28 protein-coding genes are annotated in these 24,117 nt (G+C 57.7%); 14 read left to right on the top strand and 14 right to left on the bottom strand.

Features of this window, described 5'->3' with window-relative positions; translation table 11 throughout:
* Positions 1 to 100: 100 nt before the first annotated feature.
* Both QQG91_RS10445 and QQG91_RS10450 read right to left on the bottom strand, forming a co-directional pair.
* Positions 101 to 325 (bottom strand): DUF1150 family protein, encoded by a 225-nt coding sequence (locus QQG91_RS10445; protein ID WP_285770167.1) that lies wholly within the window; start codon positions 323 to 325, stop codon positions 101 to 103.
* Entirely contained in the window at positions 322 to 741 is a 420-nt protein-coding gene (locus QQG91_RS10450) for an Hsp20 family protein (RefSeq protein ID WP_285770168.1), read from the bottom strand. Before QQG91_RS10450 ends, QQG91_RS10445 begins: the two co-directional genes overlap by 4 nt.
* 159 nt (positions 742 to 900) lie before the next feature.
* Between QQG91_RS10450 and QQG91_RS10455 the strand changes: the two genes are divergently transcribed.
* The 3 genes from QQG91_RS10455 (at position 901) to QQG91_RS10465 (ending at position 2,744) form a co-directional block, all read left to right on the top strand.
* Entirely contained in the window at positions 901 to 1,119 is a 219-nt protein-coding gene (locus QQG91_RS10455) for a YdcH family protein (protein ID WP_285770169.1), read from the top strand.
* 73 nt (positions 1,120 to 1,192) lie between these two features.
* Positions 1,193 to 1,681 (top strand): 5-(carboxyamino)imidazole ribonucleotide mutase, encoded by a 489-nt coding sequence (purE, locus tag QQG91_RS10460; RefSeq protein ID WP_285770170.1) that lies wholly within the window; start codon positions 1,193 to 1,195, stop codon positions 1,679 to 1,681.
* Positions 1,674 to 2,744, top strand: coding sequence for a 5-(carboxyamino)imidazole ribonucleotide synthase (locus QQG91_RS10465; protein WP_285770171.1), 1,071 nt, complete (start codon positions 1,674 to 1,676; stop codon positions 2,742 to 2,744). Before purE ends, QQG91_RS10465 begins: the two co-directional genes overlap by 8 nt.
* A 9-nt stretch (positions 2,745 to 2,753) precedes the next feature.
* On the opposite strand, the gene QQG91_RS10470 is transcribed toward QQG91_RS10465, so the two are convergent.
* Positions 2,754 to 3,503: an alpha/beta hydrolase family protein gene (locus QQG91_RS10470; protein WP_285770172.1), complete on the bottom strand. Its 750-nt coding sequence runs from the start codon at positions 3,501 to 3,503 to the stop codon at positions 2,754 to 2,756.
* Between the two features lie 78 nt (positions 3,504 to 3,581).
* On the opposite strand from QQG91_RS10470, the gene QQG91_RS10475 reads away from it, so the two are divergent.
* The gene (locus QQG91_RS10475; protein ID WP_285770173.1) at positions 3,582 to 4,028 is read left to right on the top strand and encodes an NUDIX domain-containing protein; all 447 of its coding nucleotides are present in this window, start codon (positions 3,582 to 3,584) and stop codon (positions 4,026 to 4,028) included.
* A gap of 54 nt (positions 4,029 to 4,082) precedes the next feature.
* Here the strand turns inward: QQG91_RS10475 and groL are convergent, their stop codons facing one another.
* Complete coding sequence (gene groL, locus QQG91_RS10480; RefSeq protein ID WP_285770174.1) at positions 4,083 to 5,720, bottom strand: chaperonin GroEL; 1,638 nt, start codon at positions 5,718 to 5,720, stop codon at positions 4,083 to 4,085.
* 48 nt (positions 5,721 to 5,768) lie between these two features.
* The gene (locus tag QQG91_RS10485; protein WP_285770175.1) at positions 5,769 to 6,056 is read right to left on the bottom strand and encodes a co-chaperone GroES; all 288 of its coding nucleotides are present in this window, start codon (positions 6,054 to 6,056) and stop codon (positions 5,769 to 5,771) included.
* 260 nt (positions 6,057 to 6,316) lie between these two features.
* Between QQG91_RS10485 and QQG91_RS10490 the strand changes: the two genes are divergently transcribed.
* The 6 genes from QQG91_RS10490 (at position 6,317) to QQG91_RS10515 (ending at position 11,243) form a co-directional block, all read left to right on the top strand.
* On the top strand, positions 6,317 to 7,234 hold the full coding sequence (locus QQG91_RS10490; protein WP_285770176.1) for a manganese-dependent inorganic pyrophosphatase: 918 nt from the start codon (positions 6,317 to 6,319) through the stop codon (positions 7,232 to 7,234).
* A 101-nt stretch (positions 7,235 to 7,335) separates the two neighbouring features.
* A complete protein-coding gene (locus QQG91_RS10495) occupies positions 7,336 to 8,208 on the top strand; it encodes a TIGR01459 family HAD-type hydrolase (RefSeq protein WP_285770177.1) in 873 nt (290 codons plus the stop codon).
* Between the two features lie 92 nt (positions 8,209 to 8,300).
* Positions 8,301 to 8,744 carry a MaoC family dehydratase gene (locus tag QQG91_RS10500; protein WP_285770178.1) on the top strand — a complete coding sequence of 148 codons (444 nt, stop codon included), beginning with the start codon at positions 8,301 to 8,303 and terminating at the stop codon, positions 8,742 to 8,744.
* Between the two features lie 51 nt (positions 8,745 to 8,795).
* Positions 8,796 to 9,734: a bifunctional riboflavin kinase/FAD synthetase gene (locus QQG91_RS10505; protein WP_285770179.1), complete on the top strand. Its 939-nt coding sequence runs from the start codon at positions 8,796 to 8,798 to the stop codon at positions 9,732 to 9,734.
* Positions 9,727 to 10,194 carry a YcgN family cysteine cluster protein gene (locus tag QQG91_RS10510; protein WP_285770180.1) on the top strand — a complete coding sequence of 156 codons (468 nt, stop codon included), beginning with the start codon at positions 9,727 to 9,729 and terminating at the stop codon, positions 10,192 to 10,194. The genes QQG91_RS10505 and QQG91_RS10510 overlap by 8 nt, the downstream gene beginning before the upstream one ends.
* Positions 10,194 to 11,243: a threonine aldolase family protein gene (locus tag QQG91_RS10515; RefSeq protein WP_285770181.1), complete on the top strand. Its 1,050-nt coding sequence runs from the start codon at positions 10,194 to 10,196 to the stop codon at positions 11,241 to 11,243. The genes QQG91_RS10510 and QQG91_RS10515 overlap by 1 nt, the downstream gene beginning before the upstream one ends.
* Here QQG91_RS10515 and QQG91_RS10520 read toward each other — a convergent pair.
* Positions 11,230 to 12,027, bottom strand: a complete 798-nt coding sequence (locus QQG91_RS10520) for an alpha/beta fold hydrolase (RefSeq protein WP_285770182.1) — start codon at positions 12,025 to 12,027, stop codon at positions 11,230 to 11,232. The genes QQG91_RS10515 and QQG91_RS10520 overlap by 14 nt on opposite strands.
* Positions 12,027 to 12,626, bottom strand: coding sequence for a 2-hydroxychromene-2-carboxylate isomerase (locus QQG91_RS10525; RefSeq protein ID WP_285770183.1), 600 nt, complete (start codon positions 12,624 to 12,626; stop codon positions 12,027 to 12,029). Before QQG91_RS10525 ends, QQG91_RS10520 begins: the two co-directional genes overlap by 1 nt.
* A gap of 111 nt (positions 12,627 to 12,737) precedes the next feature.
* On the opposite strand from QQG91_RS10525, the gene QQG91_RS10530 reads away from it, so the two are divergent.
* Positions 12,738 to 13,757: a ribose-phosphate pyrophosphokinase gene (locus QQG91_RS10530; RefSeq protein ID WP_285770184.1), complete on the top strand. Its 1,020-nt coding sequence runs from the start codon at positions 12,738 to 12,740 to the stop codon at positions 13,755 to 13,757.
* Between the two features lie 12 nt (positions 13,758 to 13,769).
* A complete protein-coding gene (locus tag QQG91_RS10535; RefSeq protein WP_285770185.1) occupies positions 13,770 to 14,282 on the top strand; it encodes a DUF6653 family protein in 513 nt (170 codons plus the stop codon).
* Here the strand turns inward: QQG91_RS10535 and QQG91_RS10540 are convergent.
* The 7 genes from QQG91_RS10540 to QQG91_RS10570 all read right to left on the bottom strand — a co-directional run bounded on the left by QQG91_RS10540 (position 14,279) and on the right by QQG91_RS10570 (position 20,688).
* Positions 14,279 to 14,629, bottom strand: coding sequence for an H-type lectin domain-containing protein (locus QQG91_RS10540; protein WP_285770186.1), 351 nt, complete (start codon positions 14,627 to 14,629; stop codon positions 14,279 to 14,281). The genes QQG91_RS10535 and QQG91_RS10540 overlap by 4 nt on opposite strands.
* 109 nt (positions 14,630 to 14,738) lie before the next feature.
* Positions 14,739 to 15,170, bottom strand: a complete 432-nt coding sequence (locus tag QQG91_RS10545) for a F0F1 ATP synthase subunit epsilon (protein WP_285770187.1) — start codon at positions 15,168 to 15,170, stop codon at positions 14,739 to 14,741.
* A 9-nt stretch (positions 15,171 to 15,179) separates the two neighbouring features.
* The gene (gene atpD / locus QQG91_RS10550; RefSeq protein WP_285770188.1) at positions 15,180 to 16,604 is read right to left on the bottom strand and encodes a F0F1 ATP synthase subunit beta; all 1,425 of its coding nucleotides are present in this window, start codon (positions 16,602 to 16,604) and stop codon (positions 15,180 to 15,182) included.
* A gap of 17 nt (positions 16,605 to 16,621) precedes the next feature.
* On the bottom strand, positions 16,622 to 17,491 hold the full coding sequence (locus QQG91_RS10555; protein WP_285770189.1) for a F0F1 ATP synthase subunit gamma: 870 nt from the start codon (positions 17,489 to 17,491) through the stop codon (positions 16,622 to 16,624).
* Positions 17,492 to 17,519: 28 nt separating this feature from the next.
* Entirely contained in the window at positions 17,520 to 19,058 is a 1,539-nt protein-coding gene (gene atpA / locus QQG91_RS10560; protein ID WP_285770190.1) for a F0F1 ATP synthase subunit alpha, read from the bottom strand.
* Positions 19,058 to 19,618 (bottom strand): F0F1 ATP synthase subunit delta, encoded by a 561-nt coding sequence (locus QQG91_RS10565; protein ID WP_285770191.1) that lies wholly within the window; start codon positions 19,616 to 19,618, stop codon positions 19,058 to 19,060. The genes atpA and QQG91_RS10565 overlap by 1 nt, the downstream gene beginning before the upstream one ends.
* A 302-nt stretch (positions 19,619 to 19,920) precedes the next feature.
* Positions 19,921 to 20,688 (bottom strand): class I SAM-dependent methyltransferase, encoded by a 768-nt coding sequence (locus QQG91_RS10570; RefSeq protein WP_285770192.1) that lies wholly within the window; start codon positions 20,686 to 20,688, stop codon positions 19,921 to 19,923.
* 154 nt (positions 20,689 to 20,842) lie between these two features.
* Here QQG91_RS10570 and gloB point away from each other — a divergent pair, with 154 nt between their 5' ends.
* On the top strand, positions 20,843 to 21,610 hold the full coding sequence (gene gloB / locus QQG91_RS10575) for a hydroxyacylglutathione hydrolase (RefSeq protein ID WP_285770193.1): 768 nt from the start codon (positions 20,843 to 20,845) through the stop codon (positions 21,608 to 21,610).
* A gap of 172 nt (positions 21,611 to 21,782) precedes the next feature.
* The gene (clpA, locus tag QQG91_RS10580) at positions 21,783 to 24,107 is read left to right on the top strand and encodes an ATP-dependent Clp protease ATP-binding subunit ClpA (protein WP_285770194.1); all 2,325 of its coding nucleotides are present in this window, start codon (positions 21,783 to 21,785) and stop codon (positions 24,105 to 24,107) included.
* Positions 24,108 to 24,117: the final 10 nt, after the last annotated feature.

The raw sequence follows: 24,117 nt of genomic DNA on the forward strand, positions 1-24,117 counted from the left end.
AACCCTTTCACATTTCCGTATCTGCCTCATGATACGCGACCTGCACGCGTTTCCGTCGCACAAATTGGGCGGTTGCGGCGATTATTTGTCGATGCAGCTTCTAATGCACCGTCATGGGGGTAAGCTGATGCTGTCGCGCCAGCGCAAAGGCCAATGCCCGATCCGCCACAAGCGCGATCTGCACACCTTCGGAGTTATGCACCGAGAAAAGCTCCTTGAGATCGCCTGCCTGCTCGCGCACTTCGGGGGGCAGGTCCGAGACCTCTACAGGTTTCACATAGACGATTTTGTCGTTCAGAATTGGAAGCGCAAAACGGGAGTTCATTTGCCGGTCCTCCTTATCTTGATGGTTTGGACAACGCTTTCGGGCACTTTGCGAGTGAGATCGACGTGCAAGAGACCGTTTTCCATGACCGCCTCGCCCACATCGACGCCATCTGCCAGAATGAAAGAGCGTTGGAACTGACGTGCCGCAATCCCGCGGTGCAGGAAAATCCGGCCTTCGCTATCGTCGGCCTGACGGCCACGGATAACGAGCGAATTGTCTTCGACCGTGATGGCAAGATCGTCTTCGGAAAACCCTGCCACGGCAAGGGTGATGCGATAGGAATTCTGCGAGGTTTGTTCGATGTTATAAGGCGGATAGCCTTCGTTGCCGGTCTTTGCCGTGCGCTCCACCAGCCGTTCCAGCTGTTCGAAGCCCAAGAGATAGGGGTGAGTCCCCAAGGTAAGTTTGGTCATCGGCCACGTCCTTAATCAAGCGACAGTCCACATCGGCCCCGAAATCGGCGGCCATTGATCGAAATATGGGGAGATTTTTCCGCAGCCGCAAGGGGCGGGGCTAGCGCAAAGCAATCAAAAGACTTATTCTGATAGAGTGATTTCCGAACGAGAGTTCAAATGAATAAATCAGCCAAAATGGATCAGATTGACGTGCTTCGCATCAAAGTCGAAGTTCTCAAGCGTGAGCACCGTGATCTGGACCAAGCGATTCACGCTTTGGAAGAGCGTGCGTCCGCAGATATGCTGACATTGCGACGCCTCAAAAAGCAAAAGCTCGCGCTCAAGGACCAGATCGCGCAGCTCGAAGATCGCATTTTCCCCGATATCATCGCCTGATACGCCCAAGGGCAATTGCACACTCCTTCTACGTGGGTATAGTGCCGCTTCCTGTGATCTAGGGGGAATTCAGATGTCCAAGACCCAAGTCGGCATCATCATGGGGAGCCAGTCCGATTGGCCCACGATGAAGCTTGCCGCCGATATTCTCGACGAACTCGGCATTTCGTATGAAGCCAAGATCGTTTCGGCCCATCGCACGCCCGACCGTCTTTGGACCTATGGCAAAGAGGCCGCCGGCCGTGGCCTTCAGGTGATCATCGCAGGAGCAGGCGGCGCGGCACATCTTCCGGGCATGATGGCGTCCAAGACCCGCGTGCCTGTGATCGGCGTTCCCGTGCAGACCAAGGCGCTTTCGGGCGTCGACAGCCTCTATTCCATTGTCCAGATGCCCAAAGGCTTCCCCGTGGCGACCATGGCCATCGGTGCCGCCGGTGCGTCGAACGCAGGCCTGATGGCCGCTGGTATCCTTGCGCTTCAAGATCCCGCACTTGCAGAACGCCTTGATGCGTGGCGCGAAGCGCTTTCCGCTTCCATCCCCGATGAGCCCGTCAATGAGTAATCCCCTCCCCCTCGGCTCTACCATCGGCATTCTGGGCGGCGGTCAACTTGGCCGTATGCTTTCGGTGGCGGCCTCCCGTCTCGGGTTCAAAACGCATATCTTCGAACCAAGCGCGAACCCGCCCGCAGGCCACGTCGCGGACAAGGTAACGACCGCGTCTTATGACGACGCCGATGCGCTCGCCGCCTTTGCTGCGTCGGTCGATGTGATCACCTACGAATTCGAGAACATCCCCACGTCTGCGCTCGATCTGCTTGAGGCAGCCAGACCGATCAGACCGGGTCGGCAGGCGCTCGCCACCTCGCAAGACCGCCTGATCGAAAAGACCTTCCTTCAGGGGCTTGGCCTCAACACCGCTCCATTCGCCGACATCCCGAACCGCGAAGCACTGGCCACGGCGCTCGAAACTATCGGCGCACCCTCCATCCTCAAAACCCGCACCATGGGCTATGACGGCAAAGGGCAAGCGCGGATCATGGACGCCAAGGATGCCGACACCGCCTATGCCGATATGAACGGCGCTCCTGCGATCCTCGAAGGTTTCGTCAACTTCAGCCACGAAGTCTCGGTGATCGGGGCGCGCGGCCTTGACGGCTCTGTCGCCTGTTTCGACCCCGGCGAAAACGTCCATCGCAGCGGTATCCTACACACCACGACGGTTCCCGCACGGCTCACCCCTGCGCAGCGCACGGACGCCATCCTGATCGCGGCGAAAATCCTTGGAGCGCTCGACTATGTGGGCGTGATGGGGGTCGAGCTTTTCGTCACGGCGCAGGGACTGATCGTGAACGAGATTGCGCCGCGTGTGCATAACTCGGGTCACTGGACACAGAACGGCTGCACCATCGACCAATTCGAACAGCACATCCGCGCTGTTGCGGGCTGGCCCTTGGGGGATGGCAAACGACACTCGAACGTGGTGATGGAAAACCTGATCGGGGATGACATCGACCGTATCCCCGAGATCGCGAAAGGCTCTGCCGCGATCCATCTCTATGGCAAGGCAGACGCAAAGCCCGGTCGCAAGATGGGCCATATCAACACAGTGACGGGCGCCGCATAGGGCGCCCTTTCACTTTCCAAAGATCACATTGCCGAGCGATAGATCGCGGTCAAAGCGCCCTATCTCGAGAAAGGCCGCGACTTGTGCCATCACGAGGGGATTGTTCATCATAAAGGTATGGGTCACCGGAAGAACGAGGTGATCGGTCATCCCCTCGAGAACGGTTGACGTGACCGAGACTTTGCCGTCGTCCGCCCCCTCGATCAGGTTGGAAAAGAGCGGGTTGAGCGATTGGTTCCCCGCGATGATCCCGACCTCGAAATCCGCCGCTTCAAGCGAATTGGGCACGGATGAGGGTTCGGTCCCAAGCTCGAGCCCCGCAGGACCGTTGAACCATTCAAAGGGCTCCCACTCGCCGAAGATATCCACCAACTCGGACCCTTTGTTGGGCGGGGCAAGCATCACCACACGGCCCATTTTCGCGGGTCTGTTCTTGGCAAGCCAAGCACGCGCCAAGATACCGCCCATGGAATGGGTGACGAAATTGACCTGATGATCGCCGCAGGCTTCGACGTCACGGGTGACATCCTCGTCCACGAGCTGCTCGATCGTCCGCTCCGTCGACGGATAACCCGAGTTGACCACAACATAGCCTTCGCTTTCCAGAAAGAGCGCCATCGGCGTCATCGAAAGCTCACTTCGCGCCAATCCATGAAGTAGGACGACGCATTGATCTTCGTGCATGACGTTCTCCTGATCTGAAGCACAAGCGGCCAGCGGAACCAAGAACATGGAAAAGAGGAGTGCGATACGGGTCATATCCAAGAGATAGCATCTCGCTCAGGTTGTCAGAAGTCTTTCTCTTGCGTGACGCTGCGCAAAACGCCACGATAGGCCATGCTTCGCCCGATCCGCCTTGCCGTCCGCGGCATCATCATGAACGAGAACCGTCTTCTTTTGGTTAACGCTTGGAAAGGCAGGACACATCTTTGGTGTGCCCCCGGTGGGGGCGCGGAACCCCATCAAAGCCTGACCGCGAACCTCAAGCGCGAGATTTACGAGGAAACGGGACTTGGCGTCATGGTCGGGGCACCCTGCCTCGTGAACGAATTCCACGATCCGGGCGGTGATTTCCATCAAGTGGACATCTATTTCCGCTGCACTTTGATTTCAGGCGACCCCGAAGGCGATTGGACCGATCCCGAAGGCGTTGTCTCGCATCGTAAATGGGTGACGCGCGAAGAGCTGAAAACGCTCCGCGTCAAACCCGACAGCCTTGCCGCTGTTGCGTGGGAAGACCCGAACGCCCCACCCTATGACGCGCTGGAGCCGATCCTGCGTTAAAATGAAAAAGGGCCCGCAGATGCGAGCCCTTTCCCGATACCGTAACGGCGATGATTACATCATGCCGCCCATGCCGCCCATGTCGGGCATTGCAGGCGCGCCGCCGTCTTTTGCGGGCTTGTCTGCAACCATGGCTTCGGTGGTGATCAGAAGACCTGCAACCGATGCTGCATCTTCGAGAGCAGTGCGGGTTACCTTGGCAGGGTCGATCACGCCGAACTTGAACATGTCGCCATATTCTTCGGTCTGAGCGTTGAAGCCGAAGTTCTTGTCATCCGACTCGCGGACTTTGCCGGCGACAACTGCGCCGTCAACGCCTGCGTTCTCGGCGATCTGGCGAAGCGGAGCTTCGAGAGCGCGGCGAACGATGGCGATACCTGCGTTCTGGTCAGCGTTCTGACCTTCAACACCAGCGAGAACCTTTGCGGCCTGAACCAGAGCAACACCACCGCCGACGACGATGCCTTCCTGAACAGCTGCGCGGGTTGCGTTCAGAGCGTCATCAACGCGGTCCTTACGCTCTTTGACTTCGACTTCGGTCATGCCGCCAACGCGGATGACAGCGACGCCGCCAGCGAGCTTGGCAACACGTTCCTGAAGCTTCTCGCGGTCATAGTCCGAAGAGGTCTCTTCGATCTGGCCACGGATCTGGGCAACGCGTGCTTCGATCTCGGCCTTGTCACCTGCGCCATCAACGATGGTGGTGTTGTCCTTGGAGATCGAGACTTTCTTGGCGCGGCCAAGCATGTCCATGGTGACGTTCTCGAGCTTCATGCCGAGATCTTCCGAGATCACCTGACCACCGGTGAGGATGGCGATGTCCTGAAGCATGGCCTTGCGGCGATCGCCGAAGCCCGGAGCCTTGACGGCAGCAATCTTGAGACCACCGCGGAGCTTGTTGACGACGAGCGTTGCAAGAGCTTCGCCTTCTACGTCCTCAGCAACGATGATGAGCGGCTTTTGCGATTGGATCACCGACTCGAGCAGCGGAACCATCGGCTGGAGCGAGGAGAGCTTCTTCTCGTGGAGAAGGATCACAGCGTCTTCAAGCTCGGCAATCATCTTGTCGGGGTTGGTGACGAAGTAAGGCGAAAGATAGCCGCGGTCGAACTGCATGCCTTCGACGACTTCGACTTCGGTTTCCATACCCTTGTTTTCTTCAACGGTGATGACGCCGTCGTTGCCGACTTTCTGCATAGCATCGGCGATCTGACGACCGATGGTGGCTTCGCCGTTTGCCGAAATGGTGCCGACCTGGGCGACTTCGTCCGAGTCTGCAACTTCACGAGCCATCGACTTGATCTGGTCGACGACCTTGGTGGTCGCAAGATCGATACCGCGCTTGAGATCCATCGGGTTCATGCCGGCAGCAACAGCTTTCATGCCTTCTTTGACGATGGCCTGAGCGAGAACGGTTGCGGTGGTGGTGCCGTCACCTGCTTCGTCGTTGGTGCGCGAAGCAACTTCTTTCACCATCTGGGCGCCCATGTTCTCGAACTTGTCTTCAAGCTCGATCTCTTTGGCGACCGAAACACCGTCTTTGGTGATGCGCGGAGCGCCGAAGGACTTGTCCAGAACTACGTTACGGCCTTTGGGGCCGAGGGTCACTTTCACTGCGTCTGCAAGGATGTTTACACCCTTAAGCATACGGTTACGCGCGTCGGTGCCGAATTTGACGTCTTTAGCAGCCATTTGCTGTATTCCTCGTCTGAATTAGTTTGTGTTTGAAAAGAAAGGTTCTCAGGCGATGATGCCGAGAATGTCGCTTTCTTTCATGATCAGAAGCTCTTCACCTTCGACGGTGACTTCGGTGCCGGACCACTTGCCGAACAGAACGCGGTCGCCAGCCTTAACAGCCATTGCGATCAGCTCGCCCGAATCCTTACGAGCGCCTTCGCCGCAAGCAACGACTTCGCCTTCAGCCGGCTTTTCCTTGGCGCTGTCGGGGATGATCAGGCCGCCCTTGGTCTTTTCGTCGCTCTGTACACGGCGGACCAGAACACGGTCATGCAGCGGTTTAAAAGCCATTGTAGTAGCTCCTCAGCTATCAGTTATCTCTCCGAGCCCTCTCGGGCTATTAGCACTCACTCGATCCGAGTGCTAACGGGGCATAGTTAGGGACCTGTTCAACGCCTGTCAACAGCTTCCCTCATAAAAATCAGAGCCGGATTTTTCCGCCCCCGTTCCCCGCAGAAGCCCCTTTGCCGCAGCAGGTTTGGGCAGTGGTGACAAGCGATGCTGCAGCGCATATAAGGCGCGCAAATTTCATGTTTCGCAGGATTCCCGCAATGACCACCTTTGTTTTCGGCCACAAAGCTCCCGACACCGACTCGACCGGCGCTCCGCTGATTTGGGAATGGTATCTCAACTCCAAAGGCGTCGATGCCAAAGCCAAACTGCTTGGCCAGCCGAACACCGAAGCTGCCTTTGTTGCAAAAAAGTGGGGCTTTGCCCTGCCCGAGATCATCGCGGACGTTGAAAACGATCAGCCCGTGGTCATCGTCGACACCAACAACCCCGCCGAACTGCCTGCCAACATCAACAATGCAGACATCCAAGCGATCATCGACCACCACAAGCTGGTTGGCGGCCTTGAAACCAAGGGTCCGATCGACATCACCATCCGCCCCCTCGCCTGCACTGTTACGGTCATGCACGATCTGATGGGCGCTGACGCCGAAACCATGCCCGACAACATCAAGGGTCTGATGCTGTCGTGCATCCTGTCGGATACACTGGAATTCCGCTCACCGACGACGACCGACACCGACCGCGCGCTTGCCCAGAAACTGGCCGCCGAGTTGAACCTCGATATCGCCGTCTATGCGAGCGAGATGTTCGAAGCCAAATCCGATGTTTCGGCTTTCTCGGATGCGGAACTGCTGCGCATGGACTCCAAGGAATATTCCGTAGAGGGCACCAAGTTCCGCGTTTCGGTTCTTGAAACCACCGCACCCAAGATCATCCTCGATCGCAAGGCAAGCCTGATGGAAACCTCGGTCGAAGTGGCCAAGGAAGACGGCGTCGACCAAGTGATCCTCTTCGTAGTCGACATTCTTCGCGAAGAAGCAACCCTGCTCGTTCCGAACGATCTTGTCAAAACGCTCGCCGAAAAGAGCTTTGGCGCGACGGTTTCGGGCGACACGGTTGTGCTTCTGGGCGTCATGTCCCGCAAAAAGCAGATCATTCCTGCACTCAAGCTCTGATCTTTTCCCGATACGGGGAACAAAGGGCGCTTCGGCGCCCTTTTTCATGTGCAACCACGACAGCACTGTGGCATCCAAGGCGCAACAGACAAGAGGCCAATATGACCGAGATTATCAACGCCTTCTCCGACATTTCAGACAACTATGACGCTGCATTCGTCGACCTTTGGGGCTGTATGCATAATGGCATTCACGCCTATCCCGCGGCGGTCGAGGCGATGAAATCCTACCGTGCGCGCGGCGGCAAGGTTGTCCTTGTGACCAATGCGCCGAGAGCATGGAACTATGTCGCCGAGCAAATCACGCGCATGGGCATCCCGCCCGAGTGCTATGACGCTATCGCCACCTCTGGTGACAGCGCACGCGTCGCTCTCTTTACAGGCGCGATCGGCGGCAAGGTGTTCTTTATCGGCCAGGATCACGATCTGAGCTTTTTCGAGACGCCGCAGATCCTTGAAAACCCGATCACGGTCGAAAGCGTTCCCCTCGACGAAGCAACGGGTATTTTGTGCTGTGGCCCGTTTGATCCCCTCGCCGATCCCGATGTCATGCGCCCCGAGTTTCTCTATGCCAAGACCAAAGGGATGAAGCTCCTCTGCGCCAACCCCGACATAATGATCGACCGTGGCGAGGCACGGGAATGGTGCGCAGGCGCACTTGCCCAGCTCTATACCGAAATGGGCGGCGAGAGCCTCTATTTCGGCAAGCCCCATCCACCTATTTACGATCTCGCCCGCCGACGACTTTCCGCGCTGGACGATGCAGTGGAGGCACCCCGCATTATTGCCATCGGCGACGGCATCAAGACCGACATCCTCGGCGCAATGGGCGAGGATATTGATTCCCTCTTTATCACCGGCGGCCTTGCAGCTGCAGAAACCAAGACTAAAGCACAACCCGACGCCGATGCGCTAAAGGCTTATATCCAGACGGAAAACTCAAATCCCACCTATGCGATAGGCTTCTTGCGCTAGTCATTTTAGGGTTGAAGTTTCTGCAGTTGCGAAGTAATTTAGTTTCAAATGAAACCCCAAAAGGGACTATTTGTTACTCAATGGAGCGCAACATGCTGGATAACGCACCCCGTGGCACGATCTGCATCGAGGACATCGAGATCGGTATGGTCCGGTCGCTCCGCAAGGTGGTGACCGACCGCGACATCGAGCTCTTTGCCGAAGTATCGACGGACAGAAACCCCGTTCACCTTGATGATGACTATGCCCGTGATACGATTTTCGAGGGTCGGATCGCGCATGGTATGCTTACCGCCGGTCTTGTCTCTGCGGTCATCGGCGAACAGCTTCCGGGCCATGGCACGGTCTATCTTGGACAATCCCTCAAATTCCTCGGCCCCGTGCGTCCGGGCGACATGGTGCTTGCCGAAGTCGAGGTCACGGGCATCGACCACGCCAAGCGCCGCGTGACGATGGACACCCGCTGTCTCGTCAACGGCAAAAAGATCCTCATCGGCGAGGCCACTGTGCTTGCCCCGAGCCGCAAGTTCGACTGATAACGCACACCCCCGCTTGCAAGAGACCGCAAGGGGAGTTACGCAGCCATTATGCGTATCGTCCGAGACACTCTTTATATGGATCCCGCCGACCGTGGAGCTGCCGCGGTCATCGGGAATTTCGACGGCGTCCATCTCGGACACCAAGCGGTTCTGGATCACGCCCGTGATGTGGCGAAACAGGACAACGCCAAGCTGGGCGTTCTGACCTTCGAACCTCACCCCCGCCAGTTTTTCGCACCTGACGCCCCTGCCTTCCGTTTGATGAATGCAGAGGCCAAGGCGAACCGTTTGGCGAAACTCGGGGTGGATGTGCTCTACGAGGTGCCCTTCAACAAGGCACTGGCGAGCCTTTCGCCCAAGGAATTCGCGCAGGAAGTCATCGTCAAACGTCTAGGACTTTGCCATGTGATCGTCGGCGCCGACTTTTGTTTCGGCAAAGACCGCGCGGGCACGACCGAGGTTCTCGTCAATCTTGGCAAAGAACTCGGCTTTGGTGTGACGATCGTTCCGCTTCTGGCGCTCGACGCGGGAGAGGTCTCCTCTACGGCGATCCGCACCGCACTTGCCGAAGGAGACCCCCAAGGCGCAGCCGCGATGCTCGGCCACCTTCACCGCATCGAAGGCACGGTCATCCGCGGTGACCAGCGCGGGCGCGATTTGGGGTATCCTACAGCGAATATGTCGATAACGGGACTGCATCACCCCAAATTGGGTGTCTATGCGGTCAAGGTCGATGTGCTCACCGGCCCGCACAAGGGCACGTATGGTGGGGCGGCCTCGATCGGCGTGCGCCCCATGTTCGGCGACAACATCCCGAATTGCGAAACATTCATCTTCGATTTCAAAGGCGATCTTTACGGCGCAGAGCTTTCGGTTGCTTTGATCGAATACCTGCGTCCCGAACTCAAGTTCGACAGCCTCGAAGCGCTGATCGAGCAAATGGACAAGGACTGCGCCCGCTCCCGCGAGATCCTCGCGGATGGCTGAGATCGACCGAAACGGCCTTCGCGAGCGGTTCTGGGCCAATGTCCCGATGGACAAGATGACCCAGAAAGAATGGGAAGCGCTCTGCGACGGCTGCGGAAAATGCTGTCTCAACAAACTTGAAGACGAGGAGACGGGCGAAGTCGTTCTTACCCGCGTGGCCTGTCGCCTTCTGGACGACTCGACCTGCCTTTGCAGCCAATACCCGATCCGTCACCAATTCGTCCCCGAATGTATCGTCATGTCACCAAAGACGATTGCCGAGAACATGTATTGGCTCCCCCAGACCTGTGCCTATCGTTTGGTGACAGAGGGGCGGGACCTCTATCACTGGCATCCGCTCATTTCCGGCGATCCCATGTCGGTTCACGAGGCTGGTGTGTCGATGCGCGGCTTGACCGTGCCCGAGTTCGAAGTCGACGATGACGACTGGGAAAACCACATTATCGAGGAGCCGACCTGATGTTCTTTGCGTCCGACAACACGAGCCCTGCCCACCCGAGCGTGCTGGCGGCTCTGGCACGCGCCAACGAAGGCTATGCCAAATCCTATGGAACGGACGCAATCATGGATCGGGTGCGCGATCAAATCCGCGACCTGTTCGAAGCCCCCGAAGCCTCCGTCTATCTCGTTGCAACAGGCTCGGCCGCGAATGCTCTTGCCGTGTCGATCCTCTGCCAGCCTTGGGAGACGATCTATTGCCACCGCAACGCCCATATCGAAGAAGACGAATGTGGTGCGCCGGAATTCTACACCAATGGCGCCAAGCTCACGCTGCTCGAAGGCAAAGACGCAAAGATCGACATCGAAGAGCTGCGCAAGGCGATCCACTTTACCGCGCGCGCTGGCGTCCACAACGTTCAAAAAGGTGCACTCTCGATCACAAATGTGACCGAACAAGGCACAGTCTATCACCCCTCCGAAATTGCGGCTTTGACCGCTCTTGCGCACGAGCACGGTATCCCCTGTCATCTCGATGGGGCACGCTTTGCCAATGCGATCGTCGCAACAGGGGCCACCCCTGCGGAGATGACGTGGAAAGCGGGTATCGACGTGCTCTCCTTCGGCGGCACCAAGAATGGCTTGATGGGCGTCGAAGCCGTGGTGATTTTCAATCCCAAGCGCGCGTGGGAGTTCGAACTGCGCCGCAAACGCGGCGGGCATCTATTCTCCAAGCACCGCTATCTTTCGGCACAAATGGAGGCCTATCTCGCTGATGGTCTTTGGCTTGATATGGCACGCGAGGCGAACCGCACGGGCGCTCTGTTGTCCCAAGGGATCGTGAAAGCAGGGGCGACGCTTCTGCATCCCACGGATGCCAATTGCGTCTTCGCGAAATGGCCTCGCGGGAAGCATCAAAGCCTCATCGACGGTGGCGCAAACTATTACTTCTGGCCGTTCGATCAAGACATCGAAGGACCCTTAGATGTGGACCTTTCGGCGCGCCTTGTGACAAGCTGGTGCACCACGGACGAAGATGTAGAGTGCTTCCTGTCGCTTATGAACGGCTGAAGTTTACTTCGAGCAAACCAGCCACCTGAGCAGGATGGGTCATAAGCACATTGTGCTCTGCTCCGTCGACGGTCGCGACGCCGACATCGGGCATCCTTGCGGCGATATTCTCGCAGATGACAGGCATCTCAGCCAAGGTCTCGGTCCCATAGACCACGATCACAGGCATGGCGAGGCTCTCTAGCCCGCCTTCCTGCAACAGAACATCGGTGTGGCAAAAGTTATCGCAGGCTTTGATGAAGCGCATATTCTTATACACAGCAAGGCGGCGCTCTTCGGGGAGATTTTCCCAATAGCCCGTTCCGCCCCAATGCCGCATGAAGGTGTTGACTGCTGTGTCCTGATCCCCCGCATCGACGGCCGCCATCATCGGAGCAATCCGCGCTTGATGTTTCTCCCAAAGTTCCGATCCTTCGAGAGCCGAATAGAGAATGGGCTCGACCAGCGTCAGGGACCGCACGACATCAGGCCGATGCATCGCAAGCGAAAGGGCGACAAGCGCACCATAGGAATGCCCGACGAGATCCATCGGCTCGACACCGAGGATGCTGTTGGCCACTTGGAGCGAGAGAAGACAGAAATCGACGCCCCCATCCCAGTCCTGCGATTGACCATGTCCGGGAAGGTCAAAGGCAATGACCCTCGCCTTCCCGTCCAGCTCTGCGGCGAGTCGTTTGAAATTGCCAGAATGCCCGAGGGTTCCGTGGATACCGAGGACGGTGCGTTCGCCGTCTCCGAAGTCCTGAACAAAGATCGAAAGTCCCTCGTGCTCTTCTATCGGCATTACAAAGTCCCGCTTAAATACGCATCTAAATCATTAAGCCGATCCTGACCCCAGAACCTTTCGTCAGTGTCGGTTATGTAAAACGGTGCACCGAAAGCCCCTCGGCTCACGGCTTCTTCCAGATTCGCCGCATAGGTCTCTGCCCCGAGCATCAGGCCCTTGTCGGCCAGCGCGGGATCGAACCCTGCTTCCTTTAGACATTCCCGAACAACGTCGTCTTCTGCAATATTCTTTTCCCGCGACCAGACGCTTGCTGTCACCGCGTGGACAAGTTTGCCCAAATCGCCACCCCCTTCGGCCTGAGCCGCGATAATCGCATAGGCGGCAGGAGCGCCGTTTGTCGGCCAGAACATCGGACGCAGATTGAACGGAAGCCCCGTCTTGGCGGCCTGACGGCGCAATTCCTGGGCGCGATACTCTTGCCGCGAGGGATGCCGCTCGAGCGGCGGCGTGCCGCCTGTGCGCGCAAAGAGCGCGATAATATCAAGAGGCTTATAAGTGATGGTCGCGCCATGTTTGGCAGCGATTTCCTCAAGACGCGTTCCAGCGAGATACGTATACGGTGAAAGGGTCGCAAAAAAGTAATCTATATGCGGCATTTGATCCTCCTAGCCCTCCTGATCGGTTCACGCGACGGTATCCTTGTGCTAGGCGGTGTCAACGTCACGATTCCGTCATGTGATGGATGCAACCACCTGGGGATAGTCTAGATGCCGGCTATGAACGAACCGAAACTCATTTCGGGAAACGCCAACAAACCACTCGCCAATTCCATTGCCCGTCGCATGTCGATGCATCGCGGGATGAGCGTTGGTCTGGTCGACGCCCGCGTCGAGCGCTTTAACGATCAGGAAATCTTTGTCGAGGTTTACGAAAACGTCCGCGGCGAAGACATGTTCATCATCCAGTCGACCTCGCGCCCTGCGAACGACAACCTGATGGAACTTCTCATCATTTCGGACGCGCTGCGTCGCTCTTCCGCAGGTCGCATCACCGCAGTGATCCCCTATTTCGGGTATGCCCGTCAGGACCGTCGCACCAAGGCGCGGACCCCGATCTCGGCAAAGCTCGTTGCAAATCTCATCGCAGAAGCGGGTATCGAACGCGTTCTGACCATGGATCTGCACGCAGCCCAAATCCAGGGCTTTTTCGATGTGCCCGTAGACAACCTCTATGCCGCTCCGATTTTCGCGCTCGACATCAAGCACCACTTCAAAGGCCAGATGGACGACCTCATGGTCGTATCGCCCGACGTCGGCGGTGTGGCGCGTGCACGCGAGTTGGCCAAGCGCATCCACGCCCCTCTCTCGATCGTGGACAAGCGCCGCGAGAAACCCGGCGAAGTCGCGGAAATGACCGTCATCGGTAACGTCGAGGGCAAGAAGTGCATCATCGTCGATGACATGTGCGATACAGCAGGCACGCTTTGCAAAGCTGCCGAAGTGCTCATGGAGCACGGTGCGACCGAGGTTCACTCCTATATCACCCACGGTGTGATGTCGGGACCGGCCGTCGAGCGCGTCCGCAACTCGGTCATGAAATCGCTGGTCATCACCGACTCGATCGAGCCGACCGAAGCGGTGAAGAGCTGCCCGAACATCCGCATCGTTCCGACCGCACCGATGTTCGCTCAAGCGATCCTGAACATCTGGAACGGCACTTCAGTTTCCTCGCTCTTTGAAGACGAGACCCTCGTGCCTATCTATGAAGGCATGTATTCCACATCGTAAAAGGTAAGAGCCATGTCCAAAGTCGTCGCATTCGCTGAGAAGCTCATGGGAATGGACGACAGGACGTGGCTCCGCCACGCCAACCCGTGGTCCGTCTGGACGCGGGTCGTGCTTCCCCTCCCCCTTATCATTCTGTCGATCTGGAGCCGCCTCTGGCTCGGCTGGGGCGCGCTGGTCCCACTCGCTCTCACGGCGCTGTTTGTCTGGGTCAACCCACGCCTGTTCCCTGTGCCCGAAACCTTTGACAGTTGGTCGGCGCGCGGCGTTCTGGGCGAGCGTGTGCTGCTGAGGAATGAAAGCTCCATCGCCGCTCATCACAAAGCGCCGCTCAAAGCGCTCACCGTGGCAAGCAGCCTTGGTGTCATCCCCCTTGCCTATGGGCTATGGAAGTATGACATCGGCGCGACGCTCCTCGGCGCGATGATGATCGTCGGCGCAAAAATGTGGTTCGTGGACCGGATGGCGTGGATCTGGAACGATCACCTCCGCAAGGGCGGCACGATCAAGGATCTGGAAAACGATTAAACGTCCCACATCTCTTCGTCGCTGACCGCAGGTCCGATTGCCTGCCAAGCGACGCGGACCCGCGCGATCTGCGTGTCCGACCACGTGTTGAACACGATGGTAAATCGGTCGGTCTTGATATCCTCGGCCCGCACATCGGCCCGCGCGTTGGCCGAATTGGAAAAGTCCCAAAGCGACAACCAGACATTGACCACCGGTTCTTCGCTGAATTCTTCCGAGAATTTGACCTCACGGCGATACTCGCGCTCGCCGCTGCCTGCCCACATGTCGCCATCGTTTACGTAATCGTTGAACAGAACGAGATCACCTTGGTCGACGCCAATCACATGGGCAAAAATCTTACGCATTCTACAGCCTTGGATAGTATTCTTAGAACCCGCGCATATCTGCACAGAAATGTGGAAATAAAAAGGCCCCGCAAAATGCGAGGCCCCTTTAATCGTATCAACGTGTCGCTCAGTTATCCTTGGGCGTCAGACCGATGTGGCCGCCAATGGCAACCATGTCCGAAATGAGCTTGGCCGCGTCATCGACGGGACCGGGCTCATTGTGCCAGAATTCCTTAGCCTTGTTATGGGCTTCGCGAGCTTCGGCGATCATCGCGTCAAAGACGTCTTGCGTCATCTCACCCTTGGGGAGCGCTTTTTCGGCAAGAACCGAAACGCCGCCATGGTTGATATCCGCAAAGCCACCGATGACGATGTAATCGTCGGTGCCACCGGCATGAACAACACGCAGCACACCGGGGCGCAGCGTCGTGATGGTCGGGGCATGCCCGGCCATCGCCGTCAGGTCGCCATCAGCGCCCGGAATTTGGACCTCGGTCGCCTGAACGGACGCAAGGCGCCGCTCAGGGGAAACCAGATCAAACTGCAGAGTATCTGCCATTTCGCCTCCTTAGGCTGCTGCTGCAGCCATTTTCTCGGCTTTTGCGATCACTTCAGCGATGCCGCCAACCATGTAGAAGGCGCCTTCCGGAAGGTGGTCGTATTCACCAGCAACAACTGCCTTGAACGAAGAGATAGTGTCTTCGAGCGGAACCTGAACACCGTCGGAGCCAGTGAAGACCTTTGCAACGTCGAACGGCTGCGAAAGGAAACGCTGGATCTTACGTGCACGGGACACGGTCAGTTTGTCTTCTTCGCTCAGTTCGTCCATGCCGAGGATGGCGATGATATCCTGAAGCGACTTGTAACGCTGAAGGATGTTCTGGACGTCACGAGCAACCTGATAGTGCTCTTCACCAACGACTTGCGGGTCAAGGATACGCGACGACGAGTCGAGCGGGTCAACTGCCGGGTAGATGCCGAGTTCCGAAATCGCACGCGAAAGAACGGTGGTTGCGTCGAGGTGGGCGAAGGTCGTTGCCGGAGCCGGGTCGGTAAGGTCGTCGGCCGGAACGTAAACAGCTTGGATCGAGGTGATCGAGCCGTTCTTGGTCGAGGTGATGCGTTCCTGCATCGCGCCCATGTCGGTTGCCAGCGTCGGCTGGTAGCCCACTGCCGAAGGAATACGGCCGAGAAGAGCCGAAACTTCCGAACCTGCCTGCGTGAAGCGGAAGATGTTGTCGACGAAGAACAGAACGTCGGTGCCCGAAGCGTCGCGGAACTGCTCTGCAAGGGTAAGACCCGTCAGAGCAACGCGAGCACGTGCTCCCGGAGGCTCGTTCATCTGACCGTAGACAAGCGCCACCTGCGATTCCTCGAGGTTGTCGGGCTTGATAACGTTCGATTCGATCATCTCGTGATAAAGGTCGTTGCCTTCACGGGTACGTTCACCAACACCTGCGAACACCGAGTAACCCGAGTGCACTTTTGCGATGTTGTTGATGAGTTCCATGATGAGAACGGTCTTACCAACGCCTGCACCGCCGAAGAGACCGATCTTACCACCCTTGGAGTAGGGAGCGAGAAGGTCGATCACCTTGATGCCGGTGACGAGGATTTCGGTGTCGGTCGCCTGTTCGCTGAACTCGGGAGCGGGCTGGTGGATGGCGCGGGTCTCGGTTGCGTTAACCGGACCTTTTTCGTCCACGGGCTCGCCCACAACGTTCAGAATACGGCCGAGGGTCGCGGTGCCGACGGGAACCGAGATCGGTGCGCCGGTGTCGACCACTTCCTGACCACGAACGAGACCTTCGGTCGCGTCCATAGCGATGGTACGTACGGTGTTTTCACCAAGGTGCTGTGCGACTTCGAGCACAAGCTTCTTGCCGTTGTTGTCGGTGTTCAGTGCGTTGAGAATCTCGGGAAGAGCGTCCTCGAACTGCACGTCCACAACGGCGCCAATCACCTGCGTGATTTTGCCTTTTGCGTTTGCCATTTCGTTTCTCCGATTCCTTAGAGCGCCTCAGCGCCCGAAATGATTTCAATGAGCTCGTTGGTGATTACAGCCTGACGCGAGCGGTTATACTCGATGGTCAGACGGTCGATCATGTCACCTGCGTTGCGGGTGGCGTTGTCCATTGCGCTCATACGGGCACCCTGTTCGGAGGCACCATTTTCAAGCAGAGCGGCAAACACTTGGGTTGCCACACCGCGCGGCAGAAGATCAGCCAGAATAGCTTCTTCGCTCGGCTCGTAATCGTAGAGCGTGCTTGCGCCCTCCGACTCTTCGAAAACAGCAGGAATGATCTGCTGGGCGGTCGGCACCTGGCTGACCACGTTTTCGAAACGGCTGTAGAAGATCGTGGCAACGTCAAACTCACCGTCTTCGAAACGCTGGAGAACGCCGTTGGCGATCTCTTGGGCGTTTGCGTAGCCGAGGGTTTTGACCGCGCTCAGATCGACGTGCTGCACATAATGTGCACCCCAGTCACGGCGCAGAGCGTCGCGACCTTTTTTGCCGACCGTGATGATCTTGACCGTTTTACCAGCCTTCACGAGCGCAGCAGCGTGCTGACGCGCCAGCTTGGCGATGTTGGCGTTGAAACCACCGCAAAGTCCGCGCTCAGCCGTCATCACCACCAAAAGGTGGGTCTGATCGCTACCGGTTCCCGATAGCAGCTTGGGCGCAGTTGCAGAGTTCCCGACCGACGCAGCAAGACCCGAGAGCAGAGCGTCGAAACGCTCTGCATAGGGACGTGCAGCTTCGGCAGCTTCCTGTGCACGACGGAGCTTTGCCGCCGCGACCATCTGCATCGCCTTAGTGATCTTGCGGGTCGATTTGACCGACGTGATCCTGTTTTTTAGGTCCTTAAGACTTGGCACTGCCTTGTCTCCTTATCTCAAACCAAAATTAGGCGAAGTCTGCTGCGAATTCGTCCAATACGGCTTTGACCTTGTCAGCAGCGGCATCCTTGATCTTCGGATCTTCGTTGGTGATCCAGGCAAGCAGGTCTTTGTGCTTGGCGTTCAGGAACTTGAGCAGCTCAGCTTCGTAGCGACCGACTTCCTTGACCGGAACTTTGTCCAGATAGCCGTTGGTGCCAGCGAAGATGATGACAACGATCTCGGCGTTGGTCAGCGGCGAATACTGCGGCTGCTTCATGAGCTCGGTCAGACGTGCACCGCGGTTCAGAAGCTGCTGGGTTGCGGCGTCGAGATCCGAGCCGAACTGAGCGAATGCTGCCATTTCGCGATACTGAGCGAGCGAAAGCTTAACCGGACCAGCAACCGAGGACATCGCCTTGGTCTGTGCCGACGAACCTACGCGGGAAACCGAGAGACCGGTGTTCACAGCCGGACGGATACCCTGATAGAAGAGTTCGGTTTCGAGGAAGATCTGACCGTCGGTGATCGAGATCACGTTGGTCGGAATAAACGCAGAAACGTCACCACCCTGGGTTTCGATGATCGGCAGAGCGGTCAGCGAGCCAGCGCCGTTGTCTTCGTTCAGCTTTGCCGAACGCTCGAGAAGGCGGGAGTGGAGATAGAAAACGTCGCCCGGGTAAGCTTCACGGCCCGGCGGACGGCGAAGAAGGAGCGACATCTGGCGATACGAAACAGCTTGCTTCGAAAGGTCATCATAGATGATCAGAGCGTGACGGCCGTTATCGCGGAAGTGCTCCGCCATTGCGGTCGCAGCATAGGGAGCAAGGAACTGGAGCGGTGCCGGGTCCGAAGCGGTCGCAGCAACAACGATCGAGTATTCCATAGCGCCCGACTCTTCGAGCTTCTTAACAAGCTGGGCAACGGTCGAACGCTTCTGGCCGACTGCAACGTAGACGCAGTAGAGCTTCTTGCTTTCGTCCGAGCCAGCAGCTTCGTTATAGGACTTCTGGTTCAGAATGGTGTCGAGCGCGATTGCGGTCTTGCCGGTCTGACGGTCGCCGATGATAAGTTCGCGCTGGCCACGGCCAACGGGGATCATAGCGTCAACGGACTTGAGGCCGGTAGCCATCGGTTCGTGAACCGACTTACGGGGGATAATGCCCGGAGCCTTGACGTCAGCAACCGAACGCTTGGTTGCAGCGATCGGGCCTTTGCCGTCGATCGGGTTGCCGAGACCGTCGACAACGCGGCCGAGAAGCTCGTCGCCAACCGGAACGTCCACGATTGCGTTGGTGCGCTTGACCGTGTCGCCTTCTTTGATTTCACGGTCCGAACCGAAGATAACGATACCGACGTTGTCGGCTTCGAGGTTCAGCGCCATCCCGCGGATACCGCCGGGGAATTCGACCATTTCACCGGCCTGGATGTTATCCAGTCCGTATACACGAGCGATACCGTCACCGACCGAGAGCACGCGGCCGATTTCGGCCACTTCGGCGTCTTGTCCGAAGTTTTTGATCTGGTCTTTCAGGATCGCAGAAATTTCTGCAGCTTGGATCGCCATTATCCGACCTCTTTCATGGTGTTCTGGAGAGCGCTGAGCTTGGAGCGGATCGAGGTATCGATCATCTTCGAGCCCACCTTGACAACAAGACCGCCGATGAGAGCCTCATCAACAGCCGCGTTAATTTTGACGTCTTTGCCCAGTTGAGCTTTGAGCGTCTTAGCCAGCTTGTCCGCCTGGGTCTTGGTCAACGCTTTCGCGCTCACGACCTCGGCGGTGACTTCTCCCTTTTCCTCGGCAAGGCGGTCACGCAATGCAGTGAGGAGTTGGGGCAGCACGAACAGGCGACGCTTCGCAGCCAAAAGACCGAGAGTGTTGCCCATGGTGTTCGAGAGTTTGAGTTTGGCAGCAACTGCCGACAGTGCCTTGGCCTGGTCTTCGCGGCTGTAGAGCGGCGAATTGATCAGATCACGCAGGTCGGCGCTAACGTCGAGCGCTGCTTGCAGCGCGTCGATATCGGTTTCAAGAGCCGAAAGAGCCTTGCCTTCTTTGGCGAGGTCGTAAACGGCAGCAGCATAGCGTTTCGCGATGCCGATTGAGATCGAAGCTGGTTCGGACACGTCCACCCTTCCGATGTCTTGGGCCCTTTCCCACAATTCTTGCCGAAGCAAAGACGGTAGCGATTGGGCAGCTTAAAAAGCCTCCGCAAAGCGGGGGCGTCTAAATCACGGGGGGATGTAGCAGAGGCTTTGGAATGGGGCAACCGCTTAGAGCACATGAAAACGACGTATTTTGCCTAAGTCTATGCCACGGTGCATTCGCCGCGCTTCAGTGCGTCAACTGGACGCGGGTTTTGACCCTGAAACGCTGCATACCATCGCATACTTTACTCGAAAACACGAGAATCGTCGCCCGTGCGCACTCAGGAATTGAGCGAAGAACTCAGCCCCGGATCGGCAACAGGGCGCGTGACTCCCTCGAGAACGCGAAGCGGTTTGCGGACCGCCTCTCCCAGCCCGGGGCGGCGTGGCGCTGCGACCTGTTTGGAGACCTCGATCATCAGGACGCCGCCTGTATAGAAGAACGGCACCCGCGGACCAACTTGTTCGAGCACGCCGCCGAAACGCCGCCAGATTCTGCGCATCGAAGGGGGTTGATAGAGCGTCGACACGGTGCGCTCAGTGACGAACCCGTGTTTGCGAAGCTGGTCCTCGAGCTGGCTTGGTGAATAGGGGCGGCCAAAACCGAAGGGCGTCAGGTCGGATCGGGACCAAAGGCCGGCGCGATTGGGCACGATGAACATCGCCCGCCCACCCGGACCAAGCACCCGCGAGCTTTCCTCCAGAACAGCGGTAGGGTTCTCGGATGTTTCAAGGCCGTGGAGCAGCACGAGCTTGTCCACCAAACCCGTCTCGAGCGGCCAGAGCGTTTCTTCGCAGAGCACCGACACGTTCGGCTGTCCTGCGGGCCAAGGCATCACCCCTTGCGGCCCCGGCATGAGGCCGATGACCCGCCGCGCCGTCCCCAGATAGGGCCGCAGCAAAGGAACCGCGAAGCCGAAACCGACAACGGTTTGACGATCCGCTTCGGGCCACATGGCCACGAGTTTGTCCCGAATGGCCTTTTGCGCAGCGCGCCCGATCGCGCTCCGATAATAGAAGTTGCGAAGATCATGAACGTCGAGATGCATCAGCGGCTTTCATCAAGGTAAACCAGACAATAAGCGATCTGAGTTTCGTTGCTACCCTTGGAACGCACCAAAATCGACATAATTTGGAAGATTGGGTCGACAGTCTTGAAAGGGCGGTTCAAACTTTGAACCTGAACGAGAGAGGGAAACCGACATGGCTTTGGAACTTGTGACTATCCCGTGTCTTGCGGACAACTACGCCTATTTGCTGCACGACAAATCATCGGATGAAACAATTTTGGTGGATGCTCCCGAAGCGGCGCCGATCCTCGCAGTTCTCGAAGCCCGCAACTGGACTTTGACCGACATCCTGCTCACGCATCACCATTATGACCATGTCGACGGGCTGGAACCGCTCCGCGAGAAATTCAGCCCGCGCGTTGTCGGCGCTCTGCGCGACAGCGCACGCCTTCCGCGGCTCGATCTTGCTTTGGGAGAAGGAGACGCCTTTGCCGTGTGCGGCGAGGAAGTGTCCATCATCGAGGTCGACGGGCACACGGTCGGCCATATTGCATTCTATTTTCCCAAGAGCCGTTACCTCTTCTCGGGTGACAGCCTGATGTCGGCAGGCTGTGGACGCCTTTTCGAAGGCACTCCGGAACAGATGTGGGCCTCTTTGCTCAAACTGCGCGCCCTCCCCGATCATACGATTGTTTGTTCGGGACACGAGTATACACTCTCCAATCTCCGCTTTGCGGTTCACCTAGAGGAAAACAATCGACTGGTTGCGGCGCGCATGCGTGAAGCGGCCAAGCTGCGCGACGACGGCATCCCGACCGTTCCTGTTTCCTTGGGTGTCGAGAAAGCGACCAACCCGTTTTTGCGCTGTGATGACGAACAGTTCAAAACTGCGATCGGGATGAAACATTTGCCCGCAGTCGACGTTTTTCGCGAGATCAGGACTCGAAAAAACAATTTTTGAGCCGTCTCAATAGTCAAACTTGGTCTCTCAAAGGGCAATCACCAATAAAGTGATCCCAAAAGACCAAAAAGTCCTTGAAGGTTTCGTTTAGAAAGCAAACTTTAAAGGTATGAGGCCACGTTCGATCCGGGACACGTCCCGCATCGACCCCCGATTAGAGGAGCATGTCCAAGTGCCGTCATTTTCGAATTCGCTTGAGCAGTCAATTCACGCAGCTTTGGCACTGGCCAACTCGCGCCGCCACGAGCTTGCGACGTTGGAGCATCTCCTTCTGGCCCTGATCGACGAGCCTGACGCCGCCCGCGTGATGCAGGCCTGCGCCGTCGACCTAGAGGAGTTGCGCCGCACCTTAGAGGAATACATCGACGACGATCTTTCGACCCTGATCACCGATGTCGAGGGCTCCGAAGCGGTTCCGACCGCAGCCTTCCAGCGTGTGATCCAGCGCGCCGCGATCCATGTCCAGTCTTCCGGCCGCTCCGAAGTGACGGGGGCCAACGTGCTTGTCGCGATCTTTGCCGAACGCGAAAGCAACGCCGCTTATTTCCTGCAGGATCAGGATATGACCCGCTATGACGCGGTCAACTTTATCGCGCATGGCGTCGCCAAGGACCCTGCATTTGGCGAAAACCGCTCGGTCACAGGATCGAGCGACGAAAATCAGGACCACGCAAGCGGCGCTGATGCCGACGAGAAGGAATCCGCTCTCGGTAAATACTGTGTCGATCTGAACGCAAAATCGCTCAAGGGGGACGTCGATCCGCTTATCGGACGCGATCACGAAGTCGAGCGCTGCATTCAGGTGCTCTGCCGCCGCCGTAAGAACAACCCGCTTCTGGTAGGCGATCCGGGCGTGGGCAAAACCGCAATCGCAGAGGGCCTTGCCCGCAAGATCGTGAATTCCGAGGTGCCCGAGGTTCTCTCGGAAACGACGATCTTCTCGCTTGATATGGGCGCGTTGCTCGCTGGGACCCGTTATCGCGGTGACTTTGAAGAACGTCTCAAGGCCGTGATGAAAGAACTCGAGGATCACCCTGACGCGGTTCTCTTCATCGACGAGATCCACACGGTGATCGGTGCGGGCGCCACATCCGGTGGCGCTATGGATGCTTCCAACCTGCTCAAGCCCGCGCTTCAGGGCGGCAAGCTGCGTTGCATGGGTTCGACCACCTACAAGGAATTCCGCCAGCATTTCGAAAAGGACCGCGCGCTCTCGCGCCGTTTCCAGAAAATCGACGTGAACGAGCCGTCGGTGCCTGACTCGATCAAAATCCTCATGGGTCTCAAGCCCTACTTTGAAGAGCACCACGGTATCTCCTACACCGCGGACGCCATCAAAGCGGCGGTCGAGTTGTCGGCCCGTTATATCGGGGATCGCAAACTCCCCGACAAGGCCATCGACGTCATCGACGAAGCAGGGGCCGCCCAGCACCTGCGTTCGGAAAGCGAGCGTCAGAAAACCATCGACGTGGAGCAGATCGAGGCCGTTGTCGCCAAAATCGCCCGTATCCCGCCCAAGTCCGTTTCCAAGGACGATGCCGAACTGCTCCGCGATCTGGAAAAGTCGCTCAAGCGCGTTGTCTTCGGTCAGGATGTCGCAATCGAAGCTCTCTCGTCGTCGATCAAACTCGCACGCGCAGGTCTCCGCGAACCCGAGAAACCCATCGGCAACTATCTCTTTGCAGGTCCGACAGGCGTCGGCAAAACCGAAGTCGCCAAGCAACTCGCCAACACTTTGGGCGTGGAGCTTCTGCGTTTCGATATGTCGGAATACATGGAGAAGCACGCGGTCAGCCGTCTGATCGGCGCGCCTCCGGGATATGTCGGGTTCGATCAGGGTGGCCTTCTCACGGACGGGGTGGACCAGAACCCGCACTGTGTCCTTCTCCTCGACGAAATGGAAAAGGCGCATCCCGACGTCTATAACATACTGTTGCAGGTCATGGACCACGGCAAGCTTACCGACCACAACGGGCGCACGACCGATTTCCGCAATGTGATCCTGATCATGACCTCGAACGCAGGGGCGTCGGAACAGGCCAAGGAGGCCATGGGCTTTGGCCGTTTGCGCCGCGAAGGTGAAGACACCGCAGCAATCGAGCGGACCTTTACGCCCGAATTCCGCAACCGTCTTGACGCGGTCATTCCGTTCGGCCCACTGCCGCGTGAAACGATCCTTCAGGTCGTCGAGAAGTTCGTGCTTCAGCTCGAAGCCCAGCTTATCGACCGCAATGTGCATATCGATCTTACCCGCGCCGCTGCCGAATGGCTCGCTGACAAAGGCTATGACAGCAAGATGGGTGCACGCCCGCTTTCGCGCGTCATCCAAGAGCACATCAAGAAACCGCTCGCAGAAGAGCTGCTGTTCGGCAAGCTCACCAAGGGCGGCGAAGTGCAAGTCGGCGTCAAAGAAGGCAAGCTCGAGCTTCGCATCGAAAAGCAGAAGCCAAGCAAGATCACGCGGGCGAAAAAGCCCCCGCTTCTTACAGCGGACTAAGACACAAAAA

Origin of the sequence: Marivivens sp. LCG002, assembly GCF_030264275.1 — a bacterium.
In the GTDB taxonomy this organism is placed as follows: Bacteria; Pseudomonadota; Alphaproteobacteria; order Rhodobacterales; family Rhodobacteraceae; genus Marivivens.